This window comes from Leifsonia sp. KNZ12-8B (assembly GCF_056755495.1).
This window is the reverse complement of record NZ_JBPGXM010000029.1, coordinates 1-18,980: the sequence shown is the minus strand read 5'-3', so window position 1 is coordinate 18,980 and position 18,980 is coordinate 1. Positions and strand designations below refer to the sequence as shown.

At 69.4% G+C, this 18,980-nt stretch carries 18 protein-coding genes and 1 pseudogene; 4 read left to right on the top strand and 15 right to left on the bottom strand.

Translation table 11 applies throughout. The features are described from left to right. Nucleotides 1–35: 35 nt before the first annotated feature. Nucleotides 36–905 carry a methyltransferase domain-containing protein gene (locus ACR9ZG_RS06770; RefSeq protein ID WP_481284060.1) on the top strand — a complete coding sequence of 290 codons (870 nt, stop codon included), beginning with the start codon at nucleotides 36–38 and terminating at the stop codon, nucleotides 903–905. Between the two features lie 163 nt (nucleotides 906–1,068). Here the strand turns inward: ACR9ZG_RS06770 and ACR9ZG_RS06765 are convergent, their stop codons facing one another. The 5 genes from ACR9ZG_RS06765 to ACR9ZG_RS06745 all read right to left on the bottom strand — a co-directional run bounded on the left by ACR9ZG_RS06765 (nucleotide 1,069) and on the right by ACR9ZG_RS06745 (nucleotide 6,160). Beyond that, nucleotides 1,069–1,491: a cytochrome c oxidase subunit 4 gene (locus ACR9ZG_RS06765; RefSeq protein WP_481284059.1), complete on the bottom strand. Its 423-nt coding sequence runs from the start codon at nucleotides 1,489–1,491 to the stop codon at nucleotides 1,069–1,071. Nucleotides 1,492–1,494: 3 nt separating this feature from the next. Beyond that, a complete protein-coding gene (gene ctaD / locus ACR9ZG_RS06760) occupies nucleotides 1,495–3,243 on the bottom strand; it encodes an aa3-type cytochrome oxidase subunit I (protein ID WP_481284058.1) in 1,749 nt (582 codons plus the stop codon). 25 nt (nucleotides 3,244–3,268) lie between these two features. Further along, nucleotides 3,269–4,156, bottom strand: a complete 888-nt coding sequence (gene ctaC / locus ACR9ZG_RS06755) for an aa3-type cytochrome oxidase subunit II (RefSeq protein WP_481284057.1) — start codon at nucleotides 4,154–4,156, stop codon at nucleotides 3,269–3,271. A gap of 144 nt (nucleotides 4,157–4,300) precedes the next feature. Further along, nucleotides 4,301–4,657, bottom strand: a complete 357-nt coding sequence (erpA, locus tag ACR9ZG_RS06750; RefSeq protein ID WP_301208201.1) for an iron-sulfur cluster insertion protein ErpA — start codon at nucleotides 4,655–4,657, stop codon at nucleotides 4,301–4,303. 81 nt (nucleotides 4,658–4,738) lie between these two features. Further along, the gene (locus ACR9ZG_RS06745) at nucleotides 4,739–6,160 is read right to left on the bottom strand and encodes a M20/M25/M40 family metallo-hydrolase (RefSeq protein WP_481284056.1); all 1,422 of its coding nucleotides are present in this window, start codon (nucleotides 6,158–6,160) and stop codon (nucleotides 4,739–4,741) included. A 41-nt stretch (nucleotides 6,161–6,201) separates the two neighbouring features. Here ACR9ZG_RS06745 and ACR9ZG_RS06740 point away from each other — a divergent pair, with 41 nt between their 5' ends. Continuing rightward, complete coding sequence (locus tag ACR9ZG_RS06740; RefSeq protein ID WP_481284055.1) at nucleotides 6,202–6,798, top strand: DUF3043 domain-containing protein; 597 nt, start codon at nucleotides 6,202–6,204, stop codon at nucleotides 6,796–6,798. 1 nt (nucleotide 6,799) lies between these two features. Then, nucleotides 6,800–7,741 (top strand): RNase H family protein, encoded by a 942-nt coding sequence (locus ACR9ZG_RS06735; RefSeq protein WP_481284054.1) that lies wholly within the window; start codon nucleotides 6,800–6,802, stop codon nucleotides 7,739–7,741. Here ACR9ZG_RS06735 and ACR9ZG_RS06730 read toward each other — a convergent pair. The 3 genes from ACR9ZG_RS06730 to hisD are packed head-to-tail and all read right to left on the bottom strand — an operon-like array spanning nucleotide 7,709 to nucleotide 10,619. Next, entirely contained in the window at nucleotides 7,709–8,752 is a 1,044-nt protein-coding gene (locus ACR9ZG_RS06730; RefSeq protein ID WP_481284053.1) for a quinone-dependent dihydroorotate dehydrogenase, read from the bottom strand. The two genes, ACR9ZG_RS06735 and ACR9ZG_RS06730, sit on opposite strands and share 33 nt — an antisense overlap. A 44-nt stretch (nucleotides 8,753–8,796) precedes the next feature. After that, nucleotides 8,797–9,270: a transcriptional regulator NrdR gene (nrdR, locus tag ACR9ZG_RS06725; RefSeq protein WP_481284052.1), complete on the bottom strand. Its 474-nt coding sequence runs from the start codon at nucleotides 9,268–9,270 to the stop codon at nucleotides 8,797–8,799. A 41-nt stretch (nucleotides 9,271–9,311) separates the two neighbouring features. Beyond that, on the bottom strand, nucleotides 9,312–10,619 hold the full coding sequence (gene hisD / locus ACR9ZG_RS06720) for a histidinol dehydrogenase (RefSeq protein ID WP_481284051.1): 1,308 nt from the start codon (nucleotides 10,617–10,619) through the stop codon (nucleotides 9,312–9,314). 80 nt (nucleotides 10,620–10,699) lie between these two features. On the opposite strand from hisD, the gene ACR9ZG_RS06715 reads away from it, so the two are divergent. Then, entirely contained in the window at nucleotides 10,700–11,218 is a 519-nt protein-coding gene (locus ACR9ZG_RS06715) for a flavin reductase family protein (protein WP_481284050.1), read from the top strand. A 4-nt stretch (nucleotides 11,219–11,222) separates the two neighbouring features. Here the strand turns inward: ACR9ZG_RS06715 and dnaE are convergent, their stop codons facing one another. From dnaE to ACR9ZG_RS06680, 7 genes and pseudogenes are all read right to left on the bottom strand, one after another. Then, a complete protein-coding gene (dnaE, locus tag ACR9ZG_RS06710) occupies nucleotides 11,223–14,699 on the bottom strand; it encodes a DNA polymerase III subunit alpha (RefSeq protein WP_481284075.1) in 3,477 nt (1,158 codons plus the stop codon). Nucleotides 14,700–14,793: 94 nt separating this feature from the next. After that, complete coding sequence (locus ACR9ZG_RS06705) at nucleotides 14,794–15,714, bottom strand: RluA family pseudouridine synthase (RefSeq protein WP_481284049.1); 921 nt, start codon at nucleotides 15,712–15,714, stop codon at nucleotides 14,794–14,796. Next, on the bottom strand, nucleotides 15,715–16,275 hold the full coding sequence (gene lspA, locus ACR9ZG_RS06700) for a signal peptidase II (RefSeq protein WP_481284048.1): 561 nt from the start codon (nucleotides 16,273–16,275) through the stop codon (nucleotides 15,715–15,717). It abuts the gene before it with no gap. Nucleotides 16,276–16,306: 31 nt separating this feature from the next. Further along, entirely contained in the window at nucleotides 16,307–17,131 is an 825-nt protein-coding gene (locus ACR9ZG_RS06695) for a DivIVA domain-containing protein (protein WP_481284047.1), read from the bottom strand. Nucleotides 17,132–17,282: 151 nt separating this feature from the next. Next, a complete protein-coding gene (locus ACR9ZG_RS06690) occupies nucleotides 17,283–17,579 on the bottom strand; it encodes a YggT family protein (RefSeq protein ID WP_481284046.1) in 297 nt (98 codons plus the stop codon). Between the two features lie 120 nt (nucleotides 17,580–17,699). Beyond that, the gene (locus tag ACR9ZG_RS06685; RefSeq protein ID WP_481284045.1) at nucleotides 17,700–18,218 is read right to left on the bottom strand and encodes a cell division protein SepF; all 519 of its coding nucleotides are present in this window, start codon (nucleotides 18,216–18,218) and stop codon (nucleotides 17,700–17,702) included. 63 nt (nucleotides 18,219–18,281) lie between these two features. Next, nucleotides 18,282–18,887 (bottom strand): annotated as a pseudogene (locus ACR9ZG_RS06680) (YggS family pyridoxal phosphate-dependent enzyme); the annotation flags it as partial. Nucleotides 18,888–18,980 lie beyond the last annotated feature (93 nt).

Here is an 18,980-nt window from a genome sequence, read left to right as displayed (position 1 = left end):
CCCATCCGCTGCTGACCGACCCTGGAGACGCCGCCGTGACCGCCTTCGACGCCGACCGCCTGAACCGCCTCGCCTCGTGGCTGCGCTGTCCGGTGTGCGGTGACGACCTCTCCCCCGTCGACCGGCTCGCGCTCGGCTGCGCGAACGGCCACCGCCACGACGTGAACAAGCGCGGGTACATCTCCCTGCTCGGCCCCGGCACGAAGCACGTGGGCGACACCGCGGCGATGCTCGACGCGCGGGAGGCCGTACTCGAGAGCGGCCTCTACTCCCCCATCGCGGACGCGCTCGCCACGACAGCGACCGCCGTCGACGCGGACCGTCCCGTGACCGACATCCTCGATGCGGGCGCCGGCACCGGCCATTACCTGCGGTCGGTGCTGACTGCGCTACCGGCCGCCCGCGGCCTGGCGATGGACCTCTCCGCCCCGGCCGTCGCCCGGGCCGCCCGCTCGGTCGGCGCAGCGGAGGGCCGCATCGACGGGCTCGTCGCCGACACGTGGCGCCCGCTGCCGGTCCGCACGAACCGCTGCGACCTCCTCCTCGACGTCTTCGCCCCGCGCAACCTGCCGGAGTTCCATCGGGTGCTCCGCCCGGGAGGCTCCCTCATCGTCGTGGTGCCCCGCGCCGACCACCTCGTCGAGCTGCGCGCCGCCGGCAGCATGCTCGACATCCCCGAGGACAAGGCCGAGGAGCTGATCACCGCCTCAGCGCCCCTGTACGCCCTCCAGACGCGCGAACACATCGCGGCCGACCTCCCGCTCACCCCTGAGCTTTACGACGCGCTGATCGGGATGGGCCCGTCCGCGCACCACGCCGCCGCCCGCGCTACGGCTGACGCCCCGGCCGTCCCGGCACGCACGCACCTCTCGGTGGACGTCCTCCACCTCACCGCACGCCCGTAACCGCCTCCCCGCTCCCGCCCGGACGGCATCGAGGGGCGCCATTCTGCCGGTATTCAGCGGGAGTTCCGACACAACGACGCCCCTCGGCGCCTGCAGCACACCAGCGGGCATGCAGAAGGGGCCGCCTCCCGGAGGAGGCGGCCCCTGTCAGCGGCGCGGTTGCTCAGCGAGCGAAGTAGCCGCGGTAGTACTCGTAGACCCAGCCCACGATGCAGACCAGGGCGAACGCGACGCCGATGAAGCAGATCCAGAAGCCCACGGCGAGACCGAGGATGACCAGGCCCGCGCCGAAGGCGAGCGCCACCGGCCACCAGCTCCACGGGCTGAAGTGACCGAGCTCGGCGTCACCGTCGTCGATGTTGGCGTCGAGGCGGTCCTCCGGCAGCTCACCGCCCTGCGAGGCGTGCGAGCGGCCGATGTAGAACGCGAGGAACGCGGCCAGGATCGCGCTCAGGACGAGTGCGACGGTGCCCACCCACTCCACACGCTGGTGGAACGGGTCGAGCAGGTTCCACAGCGTGTAGACCGCGGCCGAGAGGATGAAGAAGATCGCGAGGATCCAGAACAGGATGGCGTTTGCTCTCATGGGCTACTTCACCTCGTCGTTCGCGATGTCGAGCACCGGGGCGTCCGGCGCGTCCTTGGCCCCGCCGACCCCGACCGGGATGCCGGCCTCGGGGTGGTTCAGGTCGAACGCCGGCGACTCCGAACGGATGCGCGGGATCGACGTGAAGTTGTGGCGCGGCGGCGGGCAGCTGGTGGCCCACTCGAGCGAACGGCCGTAGCCCCACGGGTCGTTGACCGTCACCTTGGGCGCGTTGCGCGCCGTCAGGTACACGTTCACGAAGAACGGGATCATCGAGATCGCGAGGATGCCGGCGCCGATCGACGACAGCTGGTTCATCCAGGTGAAACCGTCCGACGGGAGGTAGGTCGCGTACCGTCGCGGCATGCCGACGACGCCCAGCCAGTGCTGCACGAGGAACGTCGTGTGGAAGCCGATGAACAGCAGCCAGAAGTGCCACTTGCCCAGGCGGTCGTTGAGCATCTTGCCCGTCCACTTCGGCCACCAGAAGTAGAAGCCGGCGAACATCGCGAACACCACGGTTCCGAAGACCACGTAGTGGAAGTGGGCGACAACGAAGTATGTGTCGGACACGTGGAAGTCCAGCGGCGGCGAGGCGAGGATGACACCCGTCAAACCACCGAAGGTGAACGTGATGAGGAAGCCGATCGACCACAGCATGGGCGACTCGAAGGTGAGCGAGCCGCGCCACATGGTGCCGACCCAGTTGAAGATCTTCACACCGGTCGGGACCGCGATCAGCATCGTCATCAGCGAGAACCACGGCAGGAGGACGCCGCCGGTGACGTACATGTGGTGCGCCCACACCGTCACGGACAGGGCCGCGATGGCGATCGTCGCGTAGATCAGCGTCTTGTACCCGAAGATCGGCTTGCGGCTGAACACCGGGAAGATCTCCGACACGATGCCGAAGAACGGCAGCGCGATGATGTACACCTCGGGATGGCCGAAGAACCAGAACAGGTGCTGCCAGAGCAGCGCTCCACCGTTCGCCGGGTCGTAGATGTGGGCGTCGAAGACGCGGTCGGCGGCCAGCGCGAACATCGCGGCGGCGAGCACCGGGAAGGCCATCAGCACGAGGATCGAGGTCACCAGGGTGTTCCAGGTGAAGATCGGCATGCGGAACATGGTCATGCCCGGGGCGCGCATCGTGATGATCGTGGTGATGAAGTTCACGCCACCGAGGATGGTGCCGAAGCCGGAGAGACCGAGGCCGAGCACCCAGAGGTTGCCGCCGACCCCTGGCGAGAACGTCGTACTCGACAGCGGTGTGTAGGCGAACCAGCCGAAGGACGCGGCGCCCTGCGGGGTGAGGAAGCCGGCGACCGCGATCAGCGAGCCGAAGGAGTAGAACCAGTAGGCCAGCGCGTTCAGTCGCGGGAACGCGACGTCGGGGGCGCCGATCTGCAGCGGCATCAGCACGTTGGCGAAGCCCGCGAACAGCGGCGTCGCGAACATCAGCAGCATGATCGTGCCGTGCATGGTGAACAGCTGGTTGTACTGCTCCTTGGTGGCCACCACCTGCAGGCCCGGCTCGAACAGCTGGGCACGGATGATGAGGGCCATCACGCCGCCGATGAGGAAGTACACGAACGACGAGACGAGGTACATGTACCCGATCGTCTTGTGGTCCGTCGACGTGATGTAGTTCACGAGGATGTTGCCCTTGCGCTCCACTCCGTTGGCGGAGAGGATCGTGGGCCTCGGGGTGGGCGCCGCGGTCGCGCCGGGGGCCGGTGCAGTCGTCGTCATGATCTGTCCTACTCGTTACCCGGGGTCACTCGTCGCCCTTGGGGGCGCCCGTACCAGGCAGGTTGCTGTTGCGGTCGTACTCGGAGCCCAGCTGGCCCTCGTAGCCCTTGTCGCGGAGGCTCTGGATGTGGGCGTCGTACTCGTCCTGCGACACGATCTTCACGTTGAAGAGCATCGCCGAGTGGTACTCGCCGCAGAGCTCGGCGCACTTGCCGACGAACGTGCCGGTGCGGCCCGTCGTCTCGAAGTACATGTAGTTGGTCTTGCCGGGGATGACGTCCTTCTTGTAGAGCATCGCCGGAACCCAGAACGAGTGGATCACATCGCGCGAGTCGAGCTGGATGGTGATCTTCTTGTTCTCGGGCAGGTACAGGGTCGGGATCTCGCCCTCCTGGACCGAGCCGGGGGTGGCGCTGTTGTCGTCCGGCTGCACCTGCACGCCCGGGTCGTAGACGTCGTCGTCGACGTAGTTGAAGTCCCACGCCCACTGCTTGGCGTAGACCTGGATCTTGAGGTCCGGGTTCTTCCAGGGCTGCTCGATCTCGGCCTGGTCGCGCGCGGTGAAGGCGAAGAAGCCGAGCACCAGGATCAGCGGCACGATCGTGTAGAAGATCTCGATCGGCATGTTGTACCGCAGCTGGACCGGGAGGCCGGTCTGCCCCTTGCGGCGACGGTAGACGATGACCGCCCAGAGGATCAGGCCCCAGACGATGATGCCGACGATCAGGAGGACGATCCAGCTGGTCACCCAGAGGCCGCTGACCCGCTCGGTGTGGTTGGTGACGGGCTGCTCGCCCTCCACGAACCCGGGCAGGAATCCGTGCAGCTGGGCCTGGGTGCATCCCGCGAGCACGATAGCGAGTGTCGCTGCGATCGGGATGGCAGCCCATCGAAGACGGCGATTGTGACGCACCGGTGACCTTTCGAGTGACTCTTGGACGGTTCACAGCCACACGTGGGTGGCTGTCTCTACCCTACTCCGACTGAGCACCCGATCCGAACACGACGGGCCGCCCACAAGGGGCGGCCCGTTACGTTCTCGTGTGCTACAGGAGGCTCAGTGGAAGGAGTCTCCGCAGGCGCAGGACCCCGTCGCGTTGGGGTTGTCGATGGTGAAGCCCTGCTTCTGGATCGTGTCCTCGAAGTCGATGGTGGCGCCGTCGAGATACGGCACGCTCATCTTGTCGACGATGACCTCCACGCCGTCGAAGTCGACGGTGGCGTCGCCGTCGAGCATGCGCTCGTCGAAGTACAGCTGGTAGATCAGGCCGGAGCAGCCGCCCGGCTGCACGGCGACGCGGAGACGCAGGTCGTCGCGGCCCTCCTGCTCGAGCAGGCTCCTGACCTTGCCTGCTGCGGCGTCGGTCAGGCCGACCCCGTGGGCCTTGGTCGCGGTGAGCGTTGTGTCGGTCATGGGACTCCAATACGGGATGCGTTGGGACTCCGGTGCGGAGTCAGAAGGATTGTACGTCGGTTTTCCGGGAACGGGCCGTGTTCAGCGCGTGCGCCCGTCGAGCCGGGCGAGCAGCAGCGCCTCGGTCAGGGCTGCGCGCTTGAACACGCCGAGGTGGAGGGACTCGTTCGGGCTGTGCGCGCGCGTGTCCGGGTCCTCGACTCCGGTCACGAGGATCTGCGCCTCCGGGAACTCGCGGACCAGATCGGCGATGAAGGGGATCGAGCCGCCGATGCCGGTCTCGACCGCCTCCTTCCCCCACGCGTCGGCCATGGCGCGCTTGGCTTCGACGGCCGCCCAGCCGGAGGTGTCCACGAGGAACGGGTCGCCCAGGTCGACGTCGCTGATTTCGAGGTGCGCGCCGAACGGGGCGTGGGCGCGCAGGTGGCGCTCCAGCGCCGCGAAGGCGTCGGCGGCCGGCTGCCCGGGGGCGACGCGGGCGCTGACGCGGACCGCGACGGAGGGCAGGAGGGTGTTGGAGGCGTTGGCGACGCTCGGCGCGTCGATGCCGGTGATCGTGACGGTCGGCTGATCCCACATCCGCGACAGGATCGGGCCGGTCCCGATGGGGGTGACCCCGTCGAGCAGCGCCGCGTCGGCCCGGAACTGCTCCTCGCTCAGCTCCGGCGGCTGCTGGCCGCTCTCGTAGGAGAGGAATCCGTCCACCGCGACCGATCCCGCGTCGTCGTGCAGCGTCGCGAGCAGCTTCATGGCGGCGAGCATCGCGTCGGGGGCTGCGCCGCCGTACATCCCGGAGTGCGAGGCGTGCTCGAGCGTGGAGACGGTCAGCTTGAACGTGACGTTGCCCCGCAGCGACACGGTGAGGCCGGGGGTCTCGGTGTCGACGTTGTCGGAGTCGGCGACGATGATGACGTCGGCCGCCAGCGCCTCCTTGTTCTCCGCGAGGAAGTTCGCGAACGAGCGGGAGCCGAACTCCTCCTCCCCCTCGATGAAGACGGCGAGGCCGAGGTCGAAGTCGGTGCCGAGCGCCTCCACGAGCGCCCGGACGGCGGCGACGTGCGCCATGACGCCCGCCTTGTCGTCGGCGGCGCCGCGGCCGTAGAGCCGGTCGCCGCGGACCGTCGGCTCGAACGGCGCCGTGTCCCAGTTCGCGGCGTCTCCCTGCGGCTGCACGTCGTGGTGGGCGTAGAGGAGGACGGTCGGCCGGCCGTTCCTGGCGGCGCGCGTCGCGAGGACCGCGGGCTGGCCGAGCTCGGACCCGCGGATGGGCGCCTGCTTGACGACGACGCTCTCAAAGGCGCCTGTCGCCTCGAACAGCGCCGCCACCGCATCGGCGCTCTCGCGCACCCGCTCGGGGTCGTACGCGGCCCACGAGACCGAGGGGATGCGGACGAGGCGGGACAGGTCGGCGAAGGCGGCGGGCAGGCCCGTCTCCAGCGCTTCCGTGACGCGGACCTCGGTGTCGTTCTGTTCGGTGACGGGGGTCGGCTGCGAGTCTGTCATGCGGGTAATCTTAAGCGGACCCCACAACCGAAGGCTGACCGTTGGCGAAACGACAGAACCCGGCGACCGAGGCGGAGACGCCGGTCACCGAGACCCCAGAACAGACGGCCGAGCGCCTCAAGCAGGGCAAGAACGCCCCCACGCCGAGCCGCCGCGAGCAGGAGGCCGCCCGCAAGCGCCCGCTGGTGCCGAACGACCGCAAGGAGGCGGCCCGTCAGGCGCGGCAGAAGACGCAGGAGGCGCGCGAGAAGGCGCGCGTCGGCATGGCGAACGGCGACGAGCGCTACCTCACCCAGCGCGACCGCGGCCCGCAGCGCCGCTACGTGCGCGACTACGTCGACGCCCGCTTCTCGATCGGCGAGTTCCTCATCCCGGTGATGCTCGTCGTGATCGTGCTGAGCTTCCTGCCGTGGGCGTTCCTGCAGGTGTGGGCGCTGTTCGCACTGTGGGGCTTCTTCCTCATCGCGGTGATCGACTGCATCGTCCTCGGCTTCCTGGTCACGCGCCGCATCGGCGACAAGTTCGGCAAGACCAAGGTCGAGCGCGGCCTGCGCTGGTACGCGGCCATGCGTGCGCTGCAGCTGCGCGTCATGCGCCTGCCGAAGCCGCAGGTCAAGCGCGGCCAGTACCCGAGCTGACGTGACGATCGTCGCAGCGGCCGACGGCTCCGCCCTCGGCAATCCCGGTCCGGCCGGGTGGGCCTGGTACGTCGACGACGACCGCTGGTCGGCCGGAGGCTGGCCGCACGGGACCAACAACCAGGGCGAGCTGATGGCCGTCATCGACCTCCTGGAGGCCACCGCCCACGTCGACGACGACCTGCGCATCCTGTGCGACAGCCAGTACGTCATCAACGCGGTCACCAAGTGGATGGCCGGCTGGAAGCGCAAGGGCTGGCGCAAGGCTGACGGCTCCCCCGTGCTCAACCGCGAGCTGCTCGAACGGCTCGACCGCGCCCTCCACGGCCGCCGTTACACCTTCGAGTGGGTGAAGGGGCACGCCGGCCACGAGCTCAACGAGGCCGCCGACCAGCGCGCCCGCGCCGTCGCGACCGCGTACCAGAAGGGCGACCCCATCCCGATCGGGCCTGGCTGGCCGAATGCGGCCGAGGAGGCTGCGCTCGCTCGCGGCGAGGCGGTCCACCGCCCGGCCGCGCCTGCCGCCGAGCCGGAGCCGACCGCGGCGGAGGACGCCGCGCTGGAGTTCGACCTGTTCGACGGCCTCCCGCTGGACGAGGTCGAGTCGGACGAGGCCGTCGTCGCGCGCCTGGAGCGCGAGCTGCTCGAGCCGGCGGTGCGCTCCGACGCCTCCCGCCTGGCCGAGCTGCTGCATCCCGACTTCGAGGAGATCGGCCGCAGCGGCCGGCTCTGGGGCCGCGACGCGCTGATCGAGTCGCTCGCCGACGAGCGCCCGGCCGCCGTCGGGCTGGAGGTACTCGGCACCGAGCGCGTGGCCGATGGCGTCATCCTGCTGACCGCGCGCACGAGCGACGACCGCGGCGACAGCCTGCGCAGCTCGCTCTGGGTGCGATCCGGTTCGCGCTGGCGGCTACGCTTCCACCAGGGCACGCCGGAGGCGTAGCAGCCCGCGGTTGATCTCCCGCGCCCACAGCGGGCCGCGGTAGAGGAACGCGGTGTAGCCCTGCACCAACGTGGCTCCGGCATCCAGCCGCTCCTGCACGTCCTCGGCCGTCTCGACGCCGCCGACGGAGATGACGCACAGCTCGGCCGGCACGGTCGCGCGGATCAGGCGCAGCACCTCCAGCGAGCGGGCGGCGAGCGGTGCGCCGGAGAGACCGCCGGCACCGGCGGCCTCGACGACAGCGGGGTCGGTGCGCAGCCCGTCGCGCGAGATCGTGGTGTTCGTCGCGATGATGCCGGCGAGGCCGAGATCGACGGCGAGGCCGGCGATCTTCTCGACCTGCTCGTCGGTGAGGTCCGGCGCGATCTTCACGAGCAGCGGGGTGTCGCCGGCGACCTCCTTCACGGCGGTCAGCAGCGGGGCGAGGAGGTCGAGCTCCTGCAGGCCGCGCAGCCCCGGGGTGTTCGGTGAGCTGACGTTCACGACGAGGTAGTCGGCGACCGGGGCGAGCGCGCGCGCACTGGTCAGGTAGTCGGCGGTCGCGTCCTCGACGGCGACCACCCGGCTCTTGCCGATGTTGACGCCCAGCACCGGGCGGCGGCGGGCACGGCGGACCGTCAGCAGACGGTTCGCGGCGGCGCCGGCGCCGTGGTTGTTGAAGCCCATCCGGTTGATCACCGCGCGGTCGGGGATCAGGCGGAACAGGCGCGGCCTGTCGTTGCCCGGCTGCGGGCGTGCGGTCAGGGTGCCGACCTCCACGTGCCCGAACCCCAGCGCTCCGAGGCCGAGCACGCCCTCGCCGTCCTTGTCGAAGCCGGCGGCGACGCCGAACGGCGAGTCGAACCGCAGGCCGAGGGCCTCCACCGCCAGCGACGGGTCGGGCGCGGTGAACCGGCGCACCGCTCCCCCGAGGCCGACGGCCGGCAGCGCCCGGATCACGAGGAACGCGAGATGGTGCGCCCGCTCCGGGTCGAGCTTGGACAGGACGTGGGTGAAGAGTGCGCGATACATGCCGCTACGAGACTAGCGGGCGGCGCGGCATCGGCTTGCCGCGCTCACGCCTGCGCGTCGACCGGCTCGCTGTGGTGCGACAGGCGCAGCTGGCCGATCGCCGACTCGAAGTCCTCCAGCGAGTCGAACGCCTGGTAGACGCTCGCGAACCGCAGGTAGGCGACCTCGTCGAGCTCGCGCAGCTCCGGGAGGATGGCCAGGCCGATGTCGTTGGCCTCGATCTGCGACGCGCCGGTGGAGCGGATGGTCTCCTCCACCTTCTGCGCCAGCACGGCCAGGTCGGAGTCGGTCACCGGGCGGCCCTGGCACGCCTTGCGCACGCCGAGCACGATCTTCTCGCGGCTGAACGGCTCCACGACTCCCGAGCGCTTGATGACGCTGAGGCTCGCGGTCTCGGTGGTCGAGAAGCGGCGCCCGCACTCGGGGCACTGCCGCCGGCGACGGATGGAGAGTCCGTCGTCGCTCGTCCGCGAGTCGATGACGCGGGAGTCGGGGTGGCGGCAGAAAGGACAGAACATGCCTGGATTCTACCGGCCGCGGCTGGGGATCGGGCGGAGGGTCAGCCGTCGAAGCGGACCTTGACGGCCTCGCCGTGCGCCGGAAGGTCCTCGGCCCCCGAGAGGGCGACGATGCGGTCCGCCACGCCGCGCAGCGCCTCCCGGTCGTACCGGATCACCTGCTGCGGCCGCAGGAACGAGTAGGCGCCCAGGCCCGGCGAGAACCGGGCCTGTCCCCCGGTCGGCAGCACGTGGTTCGAGCCGGCGAGGTAGTCGCCGAGGCTGACCGGCGAGCTCGGGCCGACGAAGATCGCCCCCGCGTTCTGGATGAGCGCGAGCAGCGCGTCCGTGTCGGCCGTCTGCAGCTCGAGGTGCTCGGGGCCGTACGCGTTGCTGAAGGCGGCCGCGGCGGCGAGGTCGTCGACCAGAACCACGCCGGACTGCTGGCCGCCGAGCGCTGTGCGCACGCGGTCCGCGTGCCTGGTCGCTGCGACCAGCGGCTCGAGCTCGGCGCGGACCCGCTCGGCGAAGGCCGGGCTGTCCGTGACCAGCAGGGAGGCCGCCGCCTCGTCGTGCTCGGCCTGGCTGATCAGGTCGGCGGCGACGTAGCGCGCGTCGGCCGTGTCGTCGGCGATGACCAGGATCTCGGTCGTGCCGGCCTCGGAGTCGATGCCGGTCTGGCCGCGCACGACGCGCTTCGCGGCGGCGACGTAGATGTTGCCGGGGCCGGTGATGACCTGGACGGGGTCGAGACCGAGATCCTCGACTCCGTAGGCGAGCGCGCCGATCGCGCCGGCGCCTCCCATCGCGTACACCTCGTCGATGCCGAGGAGGCCGGCCGCGCCCAGGATGACCGGGTGGACGGCGCCGCCGAACTCGCGCTGCGGCGGGCTGGCGAGGGCGACCGAGGCGACACCCGCGACCTGCGCCGGGACCGCGTTCATCACGACGGACGACGGGTACACGGCCTTGCCGCCCGGCACGTACAGCCCGGCGCGCTCGACCGGCTGCCAGCGCTGGACGATGGTCGCGCCGGGGCCGATCCGGGTCTCCGCGGGGGCGGGCACCTGGGCGGCGGTCGCCTGGCGCACGCGCGCGATCGCCTCCTCCAGCGCCTCGCGCACCGTGCCGGGCAGCGCCTCCACCGCGGCGGCGATGTCAGCGGCCGGCACCCGCACCGAGGCGGGCGCGCCGCCGTCGAACCGCTCGGCCTGCTCTGCGAGCGCCGCGACGCCGCGGGCGCGCACGTCGTCGATCAGCTCGGCCGCGACATGCATCGCGGCCTGCACGTCCACGACGGGACGCGGGACGAGGCGCTCGAAGGCGGCGCGAGTAGGCTGGACTCCGCGGAGATCGATGGTCTGCATCATGGCCCGTCAAGCCTAACGGCAATCCCCCGGCCCGCCCTTTTCGGGAATATCCCCTCGCGAACGGTCCTTCTCACCCACGTATGAACAACGCAGCGCCCGTGCCCCCGACCGATCCGACGCCCGACCTCTCCGCGTTCCGTCAGGCCTTCCGTCGGCACGCGGCGGGCGTCGCAATTGTGACGGCGCTGACGCCGGACGGCGCGCCGGTGGGCTTCACGGCCACCTCGCTGGCGTCGCTGGCGGCGGTGCCCCCGCTCGCCACGTTCAACATGGCGCTGTCGGCGTCGAGCTGGCCGGCCATCGCGGAGACCGACCGCGTCGTCATCCACATGCTGGGCGCGCGGAACAAGCCCGTCGCCGAGATCCTGTCGGCCGACAACAGCCGGCGCTTCCTCGGCGACCACTGGCACCGCGGGCCGCACGGCCTCCCTGTGATCAACGATGTGACGGCGTGGATGGTCGGCCGCATCGTCGAGCGCGTCGCCGTGCACAACAGCGCGGTCGTCGTCGTCCAGATCGAGGGCGGCGAGCTGGGCGCGGAGGACGCGCCCCTGCTGTACCACGAGCGCCGCTACCACCGGCCCGCCGAGCTCGACTGACCCCCTACGCCAAGCAGTAGGGGCCCAGTAGTCCCTTGAGTTCGCCGTATAGGTCTGGGCTCAGCTTTACTTGGTAGCGCGGCAGCTGCTGGATTCGCATCACCGGTCCGTCGATGAGACCAAGGCGAACCTCATTCTCACCGTGGTGGCGCTTGAAAATCTCATCTAAGCGGTAAGCAATTTCCTCGGTGGCCCGACGGTTCTGCATAGTGATTGTGAGCGTTCCGCCCCCCTCGTCCGCTTGACCTAAATCAGGAGTCATTAGCGAGAATGCATGAAGGTTCATGCCGTCGTCCCGGAGGCTCACTCGTCCGCGTACAACAACGATCGAGTCACCCTGCAACTGTGAAGAGAACTCTTGGTAGGCCTTACCCATGAACATGGCAGTGATTTCGCCGCCGAAATCCTCAACTTGGATCATTCCGTACTGGTTGCCTGATGCTTTGGCTACGCGATGTTGGACGCTAGTCACCAAACCAGCGATGGTGACGGTTTCACCATCTTGAATCGTCTCCGAGGCCAGGAGATCCGCGATAGACGTACTTGCGTATTTCGCAAGAGGCAACTCCATCCCTGCGAGAGGGTGGTCTGAGACATAGAGGCCAAGCATCTCGCGTTCGAAGGCGAGCTTGATCTTCTTGTTCCACTCAACCCGGTGAGGAACCGTCGACGCGGCGTCCTCTCGCTCGTGCTCCTCAAGAAGTGCATCAAAGTCAAAACCGATATCTCCGTTTGCTTCGCGGCGCTTTGTCTTAACGACTGATTCCACCGCAAGCTCATGAATGTCTTGCAGAGAACTGCGGGTGTGGCCGAGCGAGTCGAACGCGCCGGCCTTGATGAGCGACTCCACGGTGCGCTTGTTCGCGGCGTGGATGGGCACCTTGTTCAAGAAGTCGTGGAACGACTCGAACCGGCCCTTGCTCTCGCGCGCCTCCCGCACGCCCTCGACGACGTTCGCGCCGACGTTGCGCACCGCGCCCATGCCGAAGCGGATGTCCTGGCCGACGGCCGCGAAGTACAGGTTCGACTCGTTGACGTCCGGCGGCAGCACCTTGATGCCCATCCGGCGGCACTCGTTGAGGTAGAGCGCCATCTTGTCCTTGGAGTCGCCGACGCTCGTCAGCAGCGCGGCCATGTACTCCGCCGGGTAGTGCGCCTTGAGGTAGGCCGTCCAGTACGAGATGACGCCGTAGGCGGCCGAGTGGGCTTTGTTGAACGCGTAGTCCGAGAACGGGAGGAGGATCTCCCACAGCTTGTTGACCGCGTCCATCGAGTAGCCGTTGTCGACCATGCCCTGCGAGAAGCCGGCGAACTGCTTGTCCAGCTCGGACTTCTTCTTCTTGCCCATCGCGCGGCGGAGGATGTCGGCCTGCCCGAGCGAGAAGCCGGCGACCTTCTGCGCGATGGCCATCACCTGCTCCTGGTAGATGATCAGGCCGTAGCTGGTCGAGAGGATGTCCTTGAGCGGCTCGGCCAGCTCGGGGTGGATCGGCGTGATCTCCTGCTGGCCGTTCTTGCGCAGCGCGTAGTTGGTGTGCGAGTTCGCACCCATCGGGCCCGGACGGTACAGCGCGATGAGCGCCGAGATGTCCTCGAAGTTGTCCGGCTTCATCAGGCGGAGCAGCGAGCGCATCGGGCCGCCGTCGAGCTGGAACACGCCCAGGGTGTCGCCGCGCGACAGCAGCTCGTACGCGGCGCGGTCGTCGAGAGCCAGGTCTTCGAGCACCAGCTCCTCTCCGCGGTTGTCGCGGATGTTGTCGAGCGCGTCGTTGATGATCGTGAGGTTCCGGAGGCCCAGGAAGTCCATCTTGATCAGGCCGAGCGACTCGCATGCCGGGTAGTCGAACTGGGTGACGATCTGGCCGTCCTGCTCGCGCTTCATGATCGGGATGATGTCGATCAGCGGGTCGGAGGACATGATCACGCCGGCCGCGTGCACACCCCACTGGCGCTTGAGGTTCTCGAGGCCGAGCGCCGTGTCGAAGACGGTCTTGGCCTCGGGATCGCTCTCGACGACCGCGCGGATGTCGACGGCCTCCTTGTAGCGCGGGTGGTCCTTGTCGAAGATCCCGGTGAGCGGGATGTCCTTGCCCATCACGGGCGGCGGCATCGCCTTCGTGAGCTTCTCGCCCATCGAGAAGGGGAAGCCGAGCACGCGCCCGGAGTCCTTCAGCGCCTGCTTGGCCTTGATCGTGCCGTAGGTGACGATCTGGGCGACGCGCTCCGACCCGTACTTCTCGGTCACGTACTTGATGACCTCGCCGCGGCGGCGGTCGTCGAAGTCGACGTCGAAGTCGGGCATGGAGACGCGGTCGGGGTTGAGGAAGCGCTCGAAGATGAGCCCGTGCTGAAGCGGGTCGAGGTCGGTGATCCGCATGGCGTATGCCGCCATCGAGCCTGCGCCGGAGCCGCGGCCGGGGCCGACGCGGATGCCGTTGCGCTTGGACCAGTTGATGAAGTCGGCGACGACCAGGAAGTAGCCGGGGAAGCCCATCTGCGAGATGACGCCGATCTCGTAGTCGGCCTGCTTGCGGACGTCCTCCGTGATGCCGTTCGGGTAGCGCTCGTGGAGGCCCTTCTCGACCTCCTTCACGAACCAGGTCTGCTCGGTCTCGCCTTCCGGGACGGGGAAGCGCGGCATGTAGTTGGCGGCCGTGTCGAACCGCACGTCGCAGCGCTCGGCGATGGCGAGCGTGTTGTCGCACGCCTCCGGGTAGTCGCGGAACAGCTGCCGCATCTGCTCGGGGGTCTTGAGGTAGAACTCGTCCGCGTCGAACTTGAACCGGTTGGGGTCGTCGAGCGTCGATCCCGACTGCACGCAGAGCAGCGCAGCGTGGCTCTTGGCGTCGCCGGCATGCGTGTAGTGGAGGTCGTTGGTGGCCACCAGCGGCAGACCGAGGTCTTTGGCGAGGCGGATGAGATCGGTCATCACGCGGCGCTCGATGCCCAGGCCGTGGTCCATGATCTCGGCGTAGAAGTTCTCTTTGCCGAAGATGTCGCGGAACTCCGCCGCCGCCTTGACCGCCTCGTCGTACTGGCCGAGCCGGAGGCGCGTCTGCACCTCGCCGGACGGGCAGCCGGTGGTCGCGATGATGCCCTTGCCGTAGCGCTCCAGCAGCTCGCGGTCCATGCGCGGCTTGAAGTAGTAGCCCTCCATGGAGGCGTACGACGACAGCCGGAAGAGGTTGTGCATGCCCTCGGTCGTCGCCGCGAGCATCGTCATATGCGTGTAGGCGCCCGAGCCGGAGACGTCGTCGCCGCCGCCGTCGCCCCAGCGCACGCGCGTCTTGTCGGTGCGGTGGGTGCGCGGCGTGAGGTACGCCTCCGTGCCGATGATCGGCTTGATGCCGGCGTCGGTCGCGGTGCGCCAGAAGTCGAAGGCGCCGAACATGTTGCCGTGGTCGGTGACCGCGACCGCCGGCATGCCCTGCTCGACCGCCGCTTCGATGAGCGGTTTGACGCGCGCGGCGCCGTCGAGCATCGAGTACTCGCTGTGCACGTGGAGGTGGACGAAGGAATCGCTTGAGGGCACGTCTTCTCCGGGTCGAGGGTGAGGGCTTAAGAGTACGTCCGACCTACGACGCTCGCAGGACGTCGAGCGCGTGTTGCAGATCGTCCGGGTAGGTCGTGGTGAACGTCACCCACTCCCCCGTCGACGGGTGCTCGAAGGCGAGCTGGACGGCGTGCAGCCACTGCCGGGTGAGGCCCAGCCGGGCCGACAGCACGGGGTCGGCGCCGTACATCGCGTCGCCGACGCAGGGGTGCCGCTGGGCGGCCATGTGGACGCGGATCTGGTGCGTCCGCCCGGTCTCGAGGTGGATCTCCAGCAGGCTCGCGGCGGGGAACGCCTCGATCGTCTCGTAGTGCGTGACCGACGGCTTGCCGCCGGCGACGACCGCGAACTTCCAGTCCGAGCGCGGGTGGCGGCCGATTGGTGCGTCGATCGTGCCCGTGAGCGGATCCGGGTGGCCCTGCACGACCGCGTGGTAGATCTTCTCGACCGTGCGGTCGTGGAACGCGCGCTTGAGGTGCGTGTAGGCGCGCTCGGACTTGGCGACCACCATCAGCCCGCTCGTCCCGGCATCGAGCCGGTGCACGATGCCGGCGCGCTCGGCCGCGCCCGAGGTCGAGATGCGGAAGCCGGCGGCGGCGAGGGCGCCGAGGACGGTGGGGCCCTCCCAGCCGACCGAGGGATGCGCGGCCACGCCGACCGGCTTGTCGATGACGACGATGTCGTCGTCGTCGTGCACGATCGTGAGCTCGGGGACGGCGATCGGGACGATCCGCACCTCCTCGCGCGGCTGCCACGACACCTCGAGCCACGAGCCGCCGGGGAGGCGGTCGGACTTGTCGACCGCGCGGCCGTCGACGCTGACACCGCCGGCCTCGACGATCTCGGCCGCGAAGCTGCGCGAGAAGCCGAGGAGCTTGGCCAGGCCCGCGTCGACGCGCGAGCCGTCCAGTCCATCCGGGATGGGGAAGCTGCGCGACTCCATCTAGGTCTGCGGCTTCTCGGGGTGCTCGCCGGCCGCCTCCTGCGGCTCCTCCAGCCCGGCCTCGTCGTCATCGACGGGGTCGACATCGCGGTCGGTGCGCCGGCCGTCGAGGCCGATGCCGCGGATGGTGAGGATGAGGAACAGCACCATGCTCGACACGATGGCGACATCGGCGAGGTTGAAGATCGCGGGCAGGAGCGGGATCTGCAGGAAGTCGACCACGTGGCCGACACCGAATCCCGGCTCGCGGAACAGCCGGTCGGTCAGGTTGCCCAGCAGCCCGCCCAGCAGGAGCCCGAAGAGGATCGCCCAGGCCACCGAGCGGATGCGCGGCGCGTACCAGATGACGAAGCCGAGCACGCCGACGCCGACGATCGAGAAGATCCAGGTGGAGCCGCTGCCGATCGAGAAGGCGGCTCCGGCGTTCTTGACGAAGTGGAACTGGAGGAGCTGGCCGAGCACCTCGACCTGCTGGCCCTCGTACAGGTTCGAGACGACCAGGACCTTGGCGACCTGGTCGACGAGGTACACGCAGAGCGCGACCACCGCCAGGATCGCCAAGGCCCGGGCGCTGACCGTGGGCCGGGAGGGACTAGCCTCCAAAGCCGGGGAAGACCGGGGGCTGTGCGCCCTCGTTCTGGCTGGAGCTGTCGGAGCCCGCGGAGACCGGGGCGGGCACGGAGGCGCCGGCGTTCACCGAGGCGGTCTGACGGTTCTGGCCGAAGCCGGAACCCGTGCCGACCGACTGCGAGTCGAGATCGCGCAGCTGGCCCTCGATGTAGCCCTTGAGGCCCTGGCGGTAGTCGCGCTCGAAGCTGCGGAGCTCGTCGATGCGGCGCTCGAGCTCGGTGCGCTGCTGGTCGAGCGCGCTGATCTGGGCGCGCTGCTTCGACTCGGCCTCGGCGACGATGCGGGCGGCGGTGGCGTGCCCCTCCGCGATGAGCGCGTCTCGCTTCTCGACACCCTCGCGCACGTGCTCCTCGTGGAGTCGGCGGGCGAGCTGGAGGAGGTTGTTGGTCGCGTTCGGGTCGTTGGCGTCGGTCGCACCGAAGGCGGGAGCGGGTGCTGCTGCGGCGGCGGCGGCCGAGGCGGGAGCGGCGGCGGCCTGCTGCTGCGCCGCGGTGAGGCGCTGCTTCAGCTCCTCGTTCTCCTGCTTGAGGCGGGTGAGCTCGCCCGAGTCGACCGCGGGAGCGGCCGGAGCGGCGGCGGCGCCGGAGCCTCCGCTGCGCTGCAGCTCGGCGATGCGCGAGTCGGCGGCCACGAGGCGCTGCTTGAGCTCCTCGTTCTCCTGGTTCAGGCGACGCAGCTCGACGACGACCTCGTCGAGGAAGTCGTCGACCTCGTCCTGGTCGTAGCCCTCACGGAACTTCGTCGGTTGAAACCGCTTGTTGACTACATCTTCCGGAGTCAGCGCCATGGCAAGCCACCTTAGATCTTGAGAAGGGCGAACAAAGTATGCGTTCAGCCAACGCTAGCAAAATGCGCCGCGGGTGCGCACTCCGCGCCGCTCGCGGCGCGTCGGCCCGTCCACCCTATAACGGGGCGCAGGCACGCAATCCCGGCGATGCTCAGCTGAGACCCAGGGTCACGTACAAGCCGATGATGACGACCAGCATGGTCAGGCTCCAGCCGAAGTCGATGGCGACCGGCCCGAGCGAGAGCGGCGGGATGATGCGCCGGAAGAACCGGATGGGCGGATCCGTCACCACGTACGTCGACTCGGCGAGCACCAGCCCGAACCCCTTCGGCCGCCACTGCCGGGCGAACGTGCGCACCAGGTCGAGCACGAACCGCGCCCACAGGACGAAGAAGTAGATCAGGAGGGCGACGTAGAGGACGTTCGCGATGATCGAGACGACGAGCACCCTCCCAGTATGGTGCATCCGTTATGGAGCATCCCTGGGACGAGCATCAGGGGACGGGGGCGCCCGGAGACGCCGACGCGCGCCCTCACCGGGAGGGCGCGCTTCGTGCTGGGGCGTCGGTCAGGCCTGGGCGAAGAAGGACGCGTCGACCTCGGCGTCCTGGCCGCCGTGCTCGCCGGAGACGACCACGTGCGACGGAGACAGGAGGAAGACCTTCGGGGTGACGCGCTCGATCTTGCCGAAGAGGCCCTGCGACAGGCCGCTGGCGAAGTCGATCAGGCGCCGCGCGTCTCCCTCGCTCATCTGCGAGAGGTTGATGATGACGGGGATGCCCTCGCGGAACGACTCGGCGATCGCCTGGGCGTCGCGGTATTGGCGGGGGTGGACCGTGAGGATCTCGTTCATTTCCTGTACCGATGCATTCCGTGCGGTGGACGACTTGCGCAGCGGGGTCACCGGTGCGCGACCGGCCACGGGGGCGACCGGTGCGGGGTGCGGGACGGGCTGCACCGGCGCAGGGGCGGGTGCGGCCTCGCGGCGCGGCTGGTGCTGCGCCTGCTCCTGGGGCTGCTCGTCGAACTCGAGCTCCTCGTCGGCGAGGCCGAGGTAGACCATCGTCTTCTTCAGCGGGTTGGCCATGCTTCCTCCGTGTGAACCTGTGCGCCGACGCCTCGCACGCACTCTCGAACCTTGTCTTCGAGATTAACGAAGGGTCGGCCGATTCCCGGTAATGGCGGTCCCGATGCGAAGGTGTGTCGCGCCGGCGGCGATCGCCTCGCGGTAGTCCTGCGACATCCCGGCCGAGATCGCTGTCGCCGACGGCTCCAGCGCGCACACGCGCTCGCTGGCCGCGCGGACGCGCTCGAACGCGCGGGCCGGCTCCTCGTCCAGCGGGGCGACGGCCATCACGCCCAGCAGCCGGAGGCCCGGTGTGGCGAGCACGTGCTCCACCAGCGGCTCCAGGTCGCTGTCGGCGACGCCGCCGCGCTCGGGGTCGTCGGTGAGGTTGAGCTGCACGAACGCATCCACGTCCGCCTCCTCGCTCCGCAGCGCGTCGACGAGCGAGAGCCGGTCGACCGAGTGGATGACGGAGGCGTACCGCCGCACCTGCCTGGCCTTCTTGCCCTGCAGCTGGCCGACGAAGTGCCAGGTGAGGCCGAGGTCGGCGAGCTCGGCCGCCTTGGCCTGCGCCTCCTGATGCCGGTTCTCCCCCACGTCACGCACGCCGAGCGCGGCCAGTTCGCGGACCAGCGACGCCGGATGGAACTTGGTCACGACGATCGTCGTGAGCTCCTCCGGAGACCGGCCGGGGGGGGGGGGGGGGGGGGGGGGGGGCGCCCCCCCCCGCCCCCCCCCCCCCGGCCCGGGCGCGGGGGGGGGGGGGGGGGGGGGGGGGGGGGG

Coding starts and splice junctions, on each gene's coding strand:
- ACR9ZG_RS06765 (WP_481284059.1), bottom strand. CDS start 1,491: ATGAGAGCAAACGCCATCCTGTTCTGGATCCTCGCGATCTTCTTCATC.
- ctaD (WP_481284058.1), bottom strand. CDS start 3,243: ATGACGACGACTGCACCGGCCCCCGGCGCGACCGCGGCGCCCACCCCG.
- erpA (WP_301208201.1), bottom strand. CDS start 4,657: ATGACCGACACAACGCTCACCGCGACCAAGGCCCACGGGGTCGGCCTG.
- ACR9ZG_RS06745 (WP_481284056.1), bottom strand. CDS start 6,160: ATGACAGACTCGCAGCCGACCCCCGTCACCGAACAGAACGACACCGAG.
- ACR9ZG_RS06730 (WP_481284053.1), bottom strand. CDS start 8,752: ATGTATCGCGCACTCTTCACCCACGTCCTGTCCAAGCTCGACCCGGAG.
- nrdR (WP_481284052.1), bottom strand. CDS start 9,270: ATGTTCTGTCCTTTCTGCCGCCACCCCGACTCCCGCGTCATCGACTCG.
- hisD (WP_481284051.1), bottom strand. CDS start 10,619: ATGATGCAGACCATCGATCTCCGCGGAGTCCAGCCTACTCGCGCCGCC.
- ACR9ZG_RS06715 (WP_481284050.1), top strand. CDS start 10,700: ATGAACAACGCAGCGCCCGTGCCCCCGACCGATCCGACGCCCGACCTC.
- dnaE (WP_481284075.1), bottom strand. CDS start 14,699: ATGCTCGACGGCGCCGCGCGCGTCAAACCGCTCATCGAAGCGGCGGTC.
- ACR9ZG_RS06705 (WP_481284049.1), bottom strand. CDS start 15,714: ATGGAGTCGCGCAGCTTCCCCATCCCGGATGGACTGGACGGCTCGCGC.
- ACR9ZG_RS06695 (WP_481284047.1), bottom strand. CDS start 17,131: ATGGCGCTGACTCCGGAAGATGTAGTCAACAAGCGGTTTCAACCGACG.
- ACR9ZG_RS06685 (WP_481284045.1), bottom strand. CDS start 18,218: ATGGCCAACCCGCTGAAGAAGACGATGGTCTACCTCGGCCTCGCCGAC.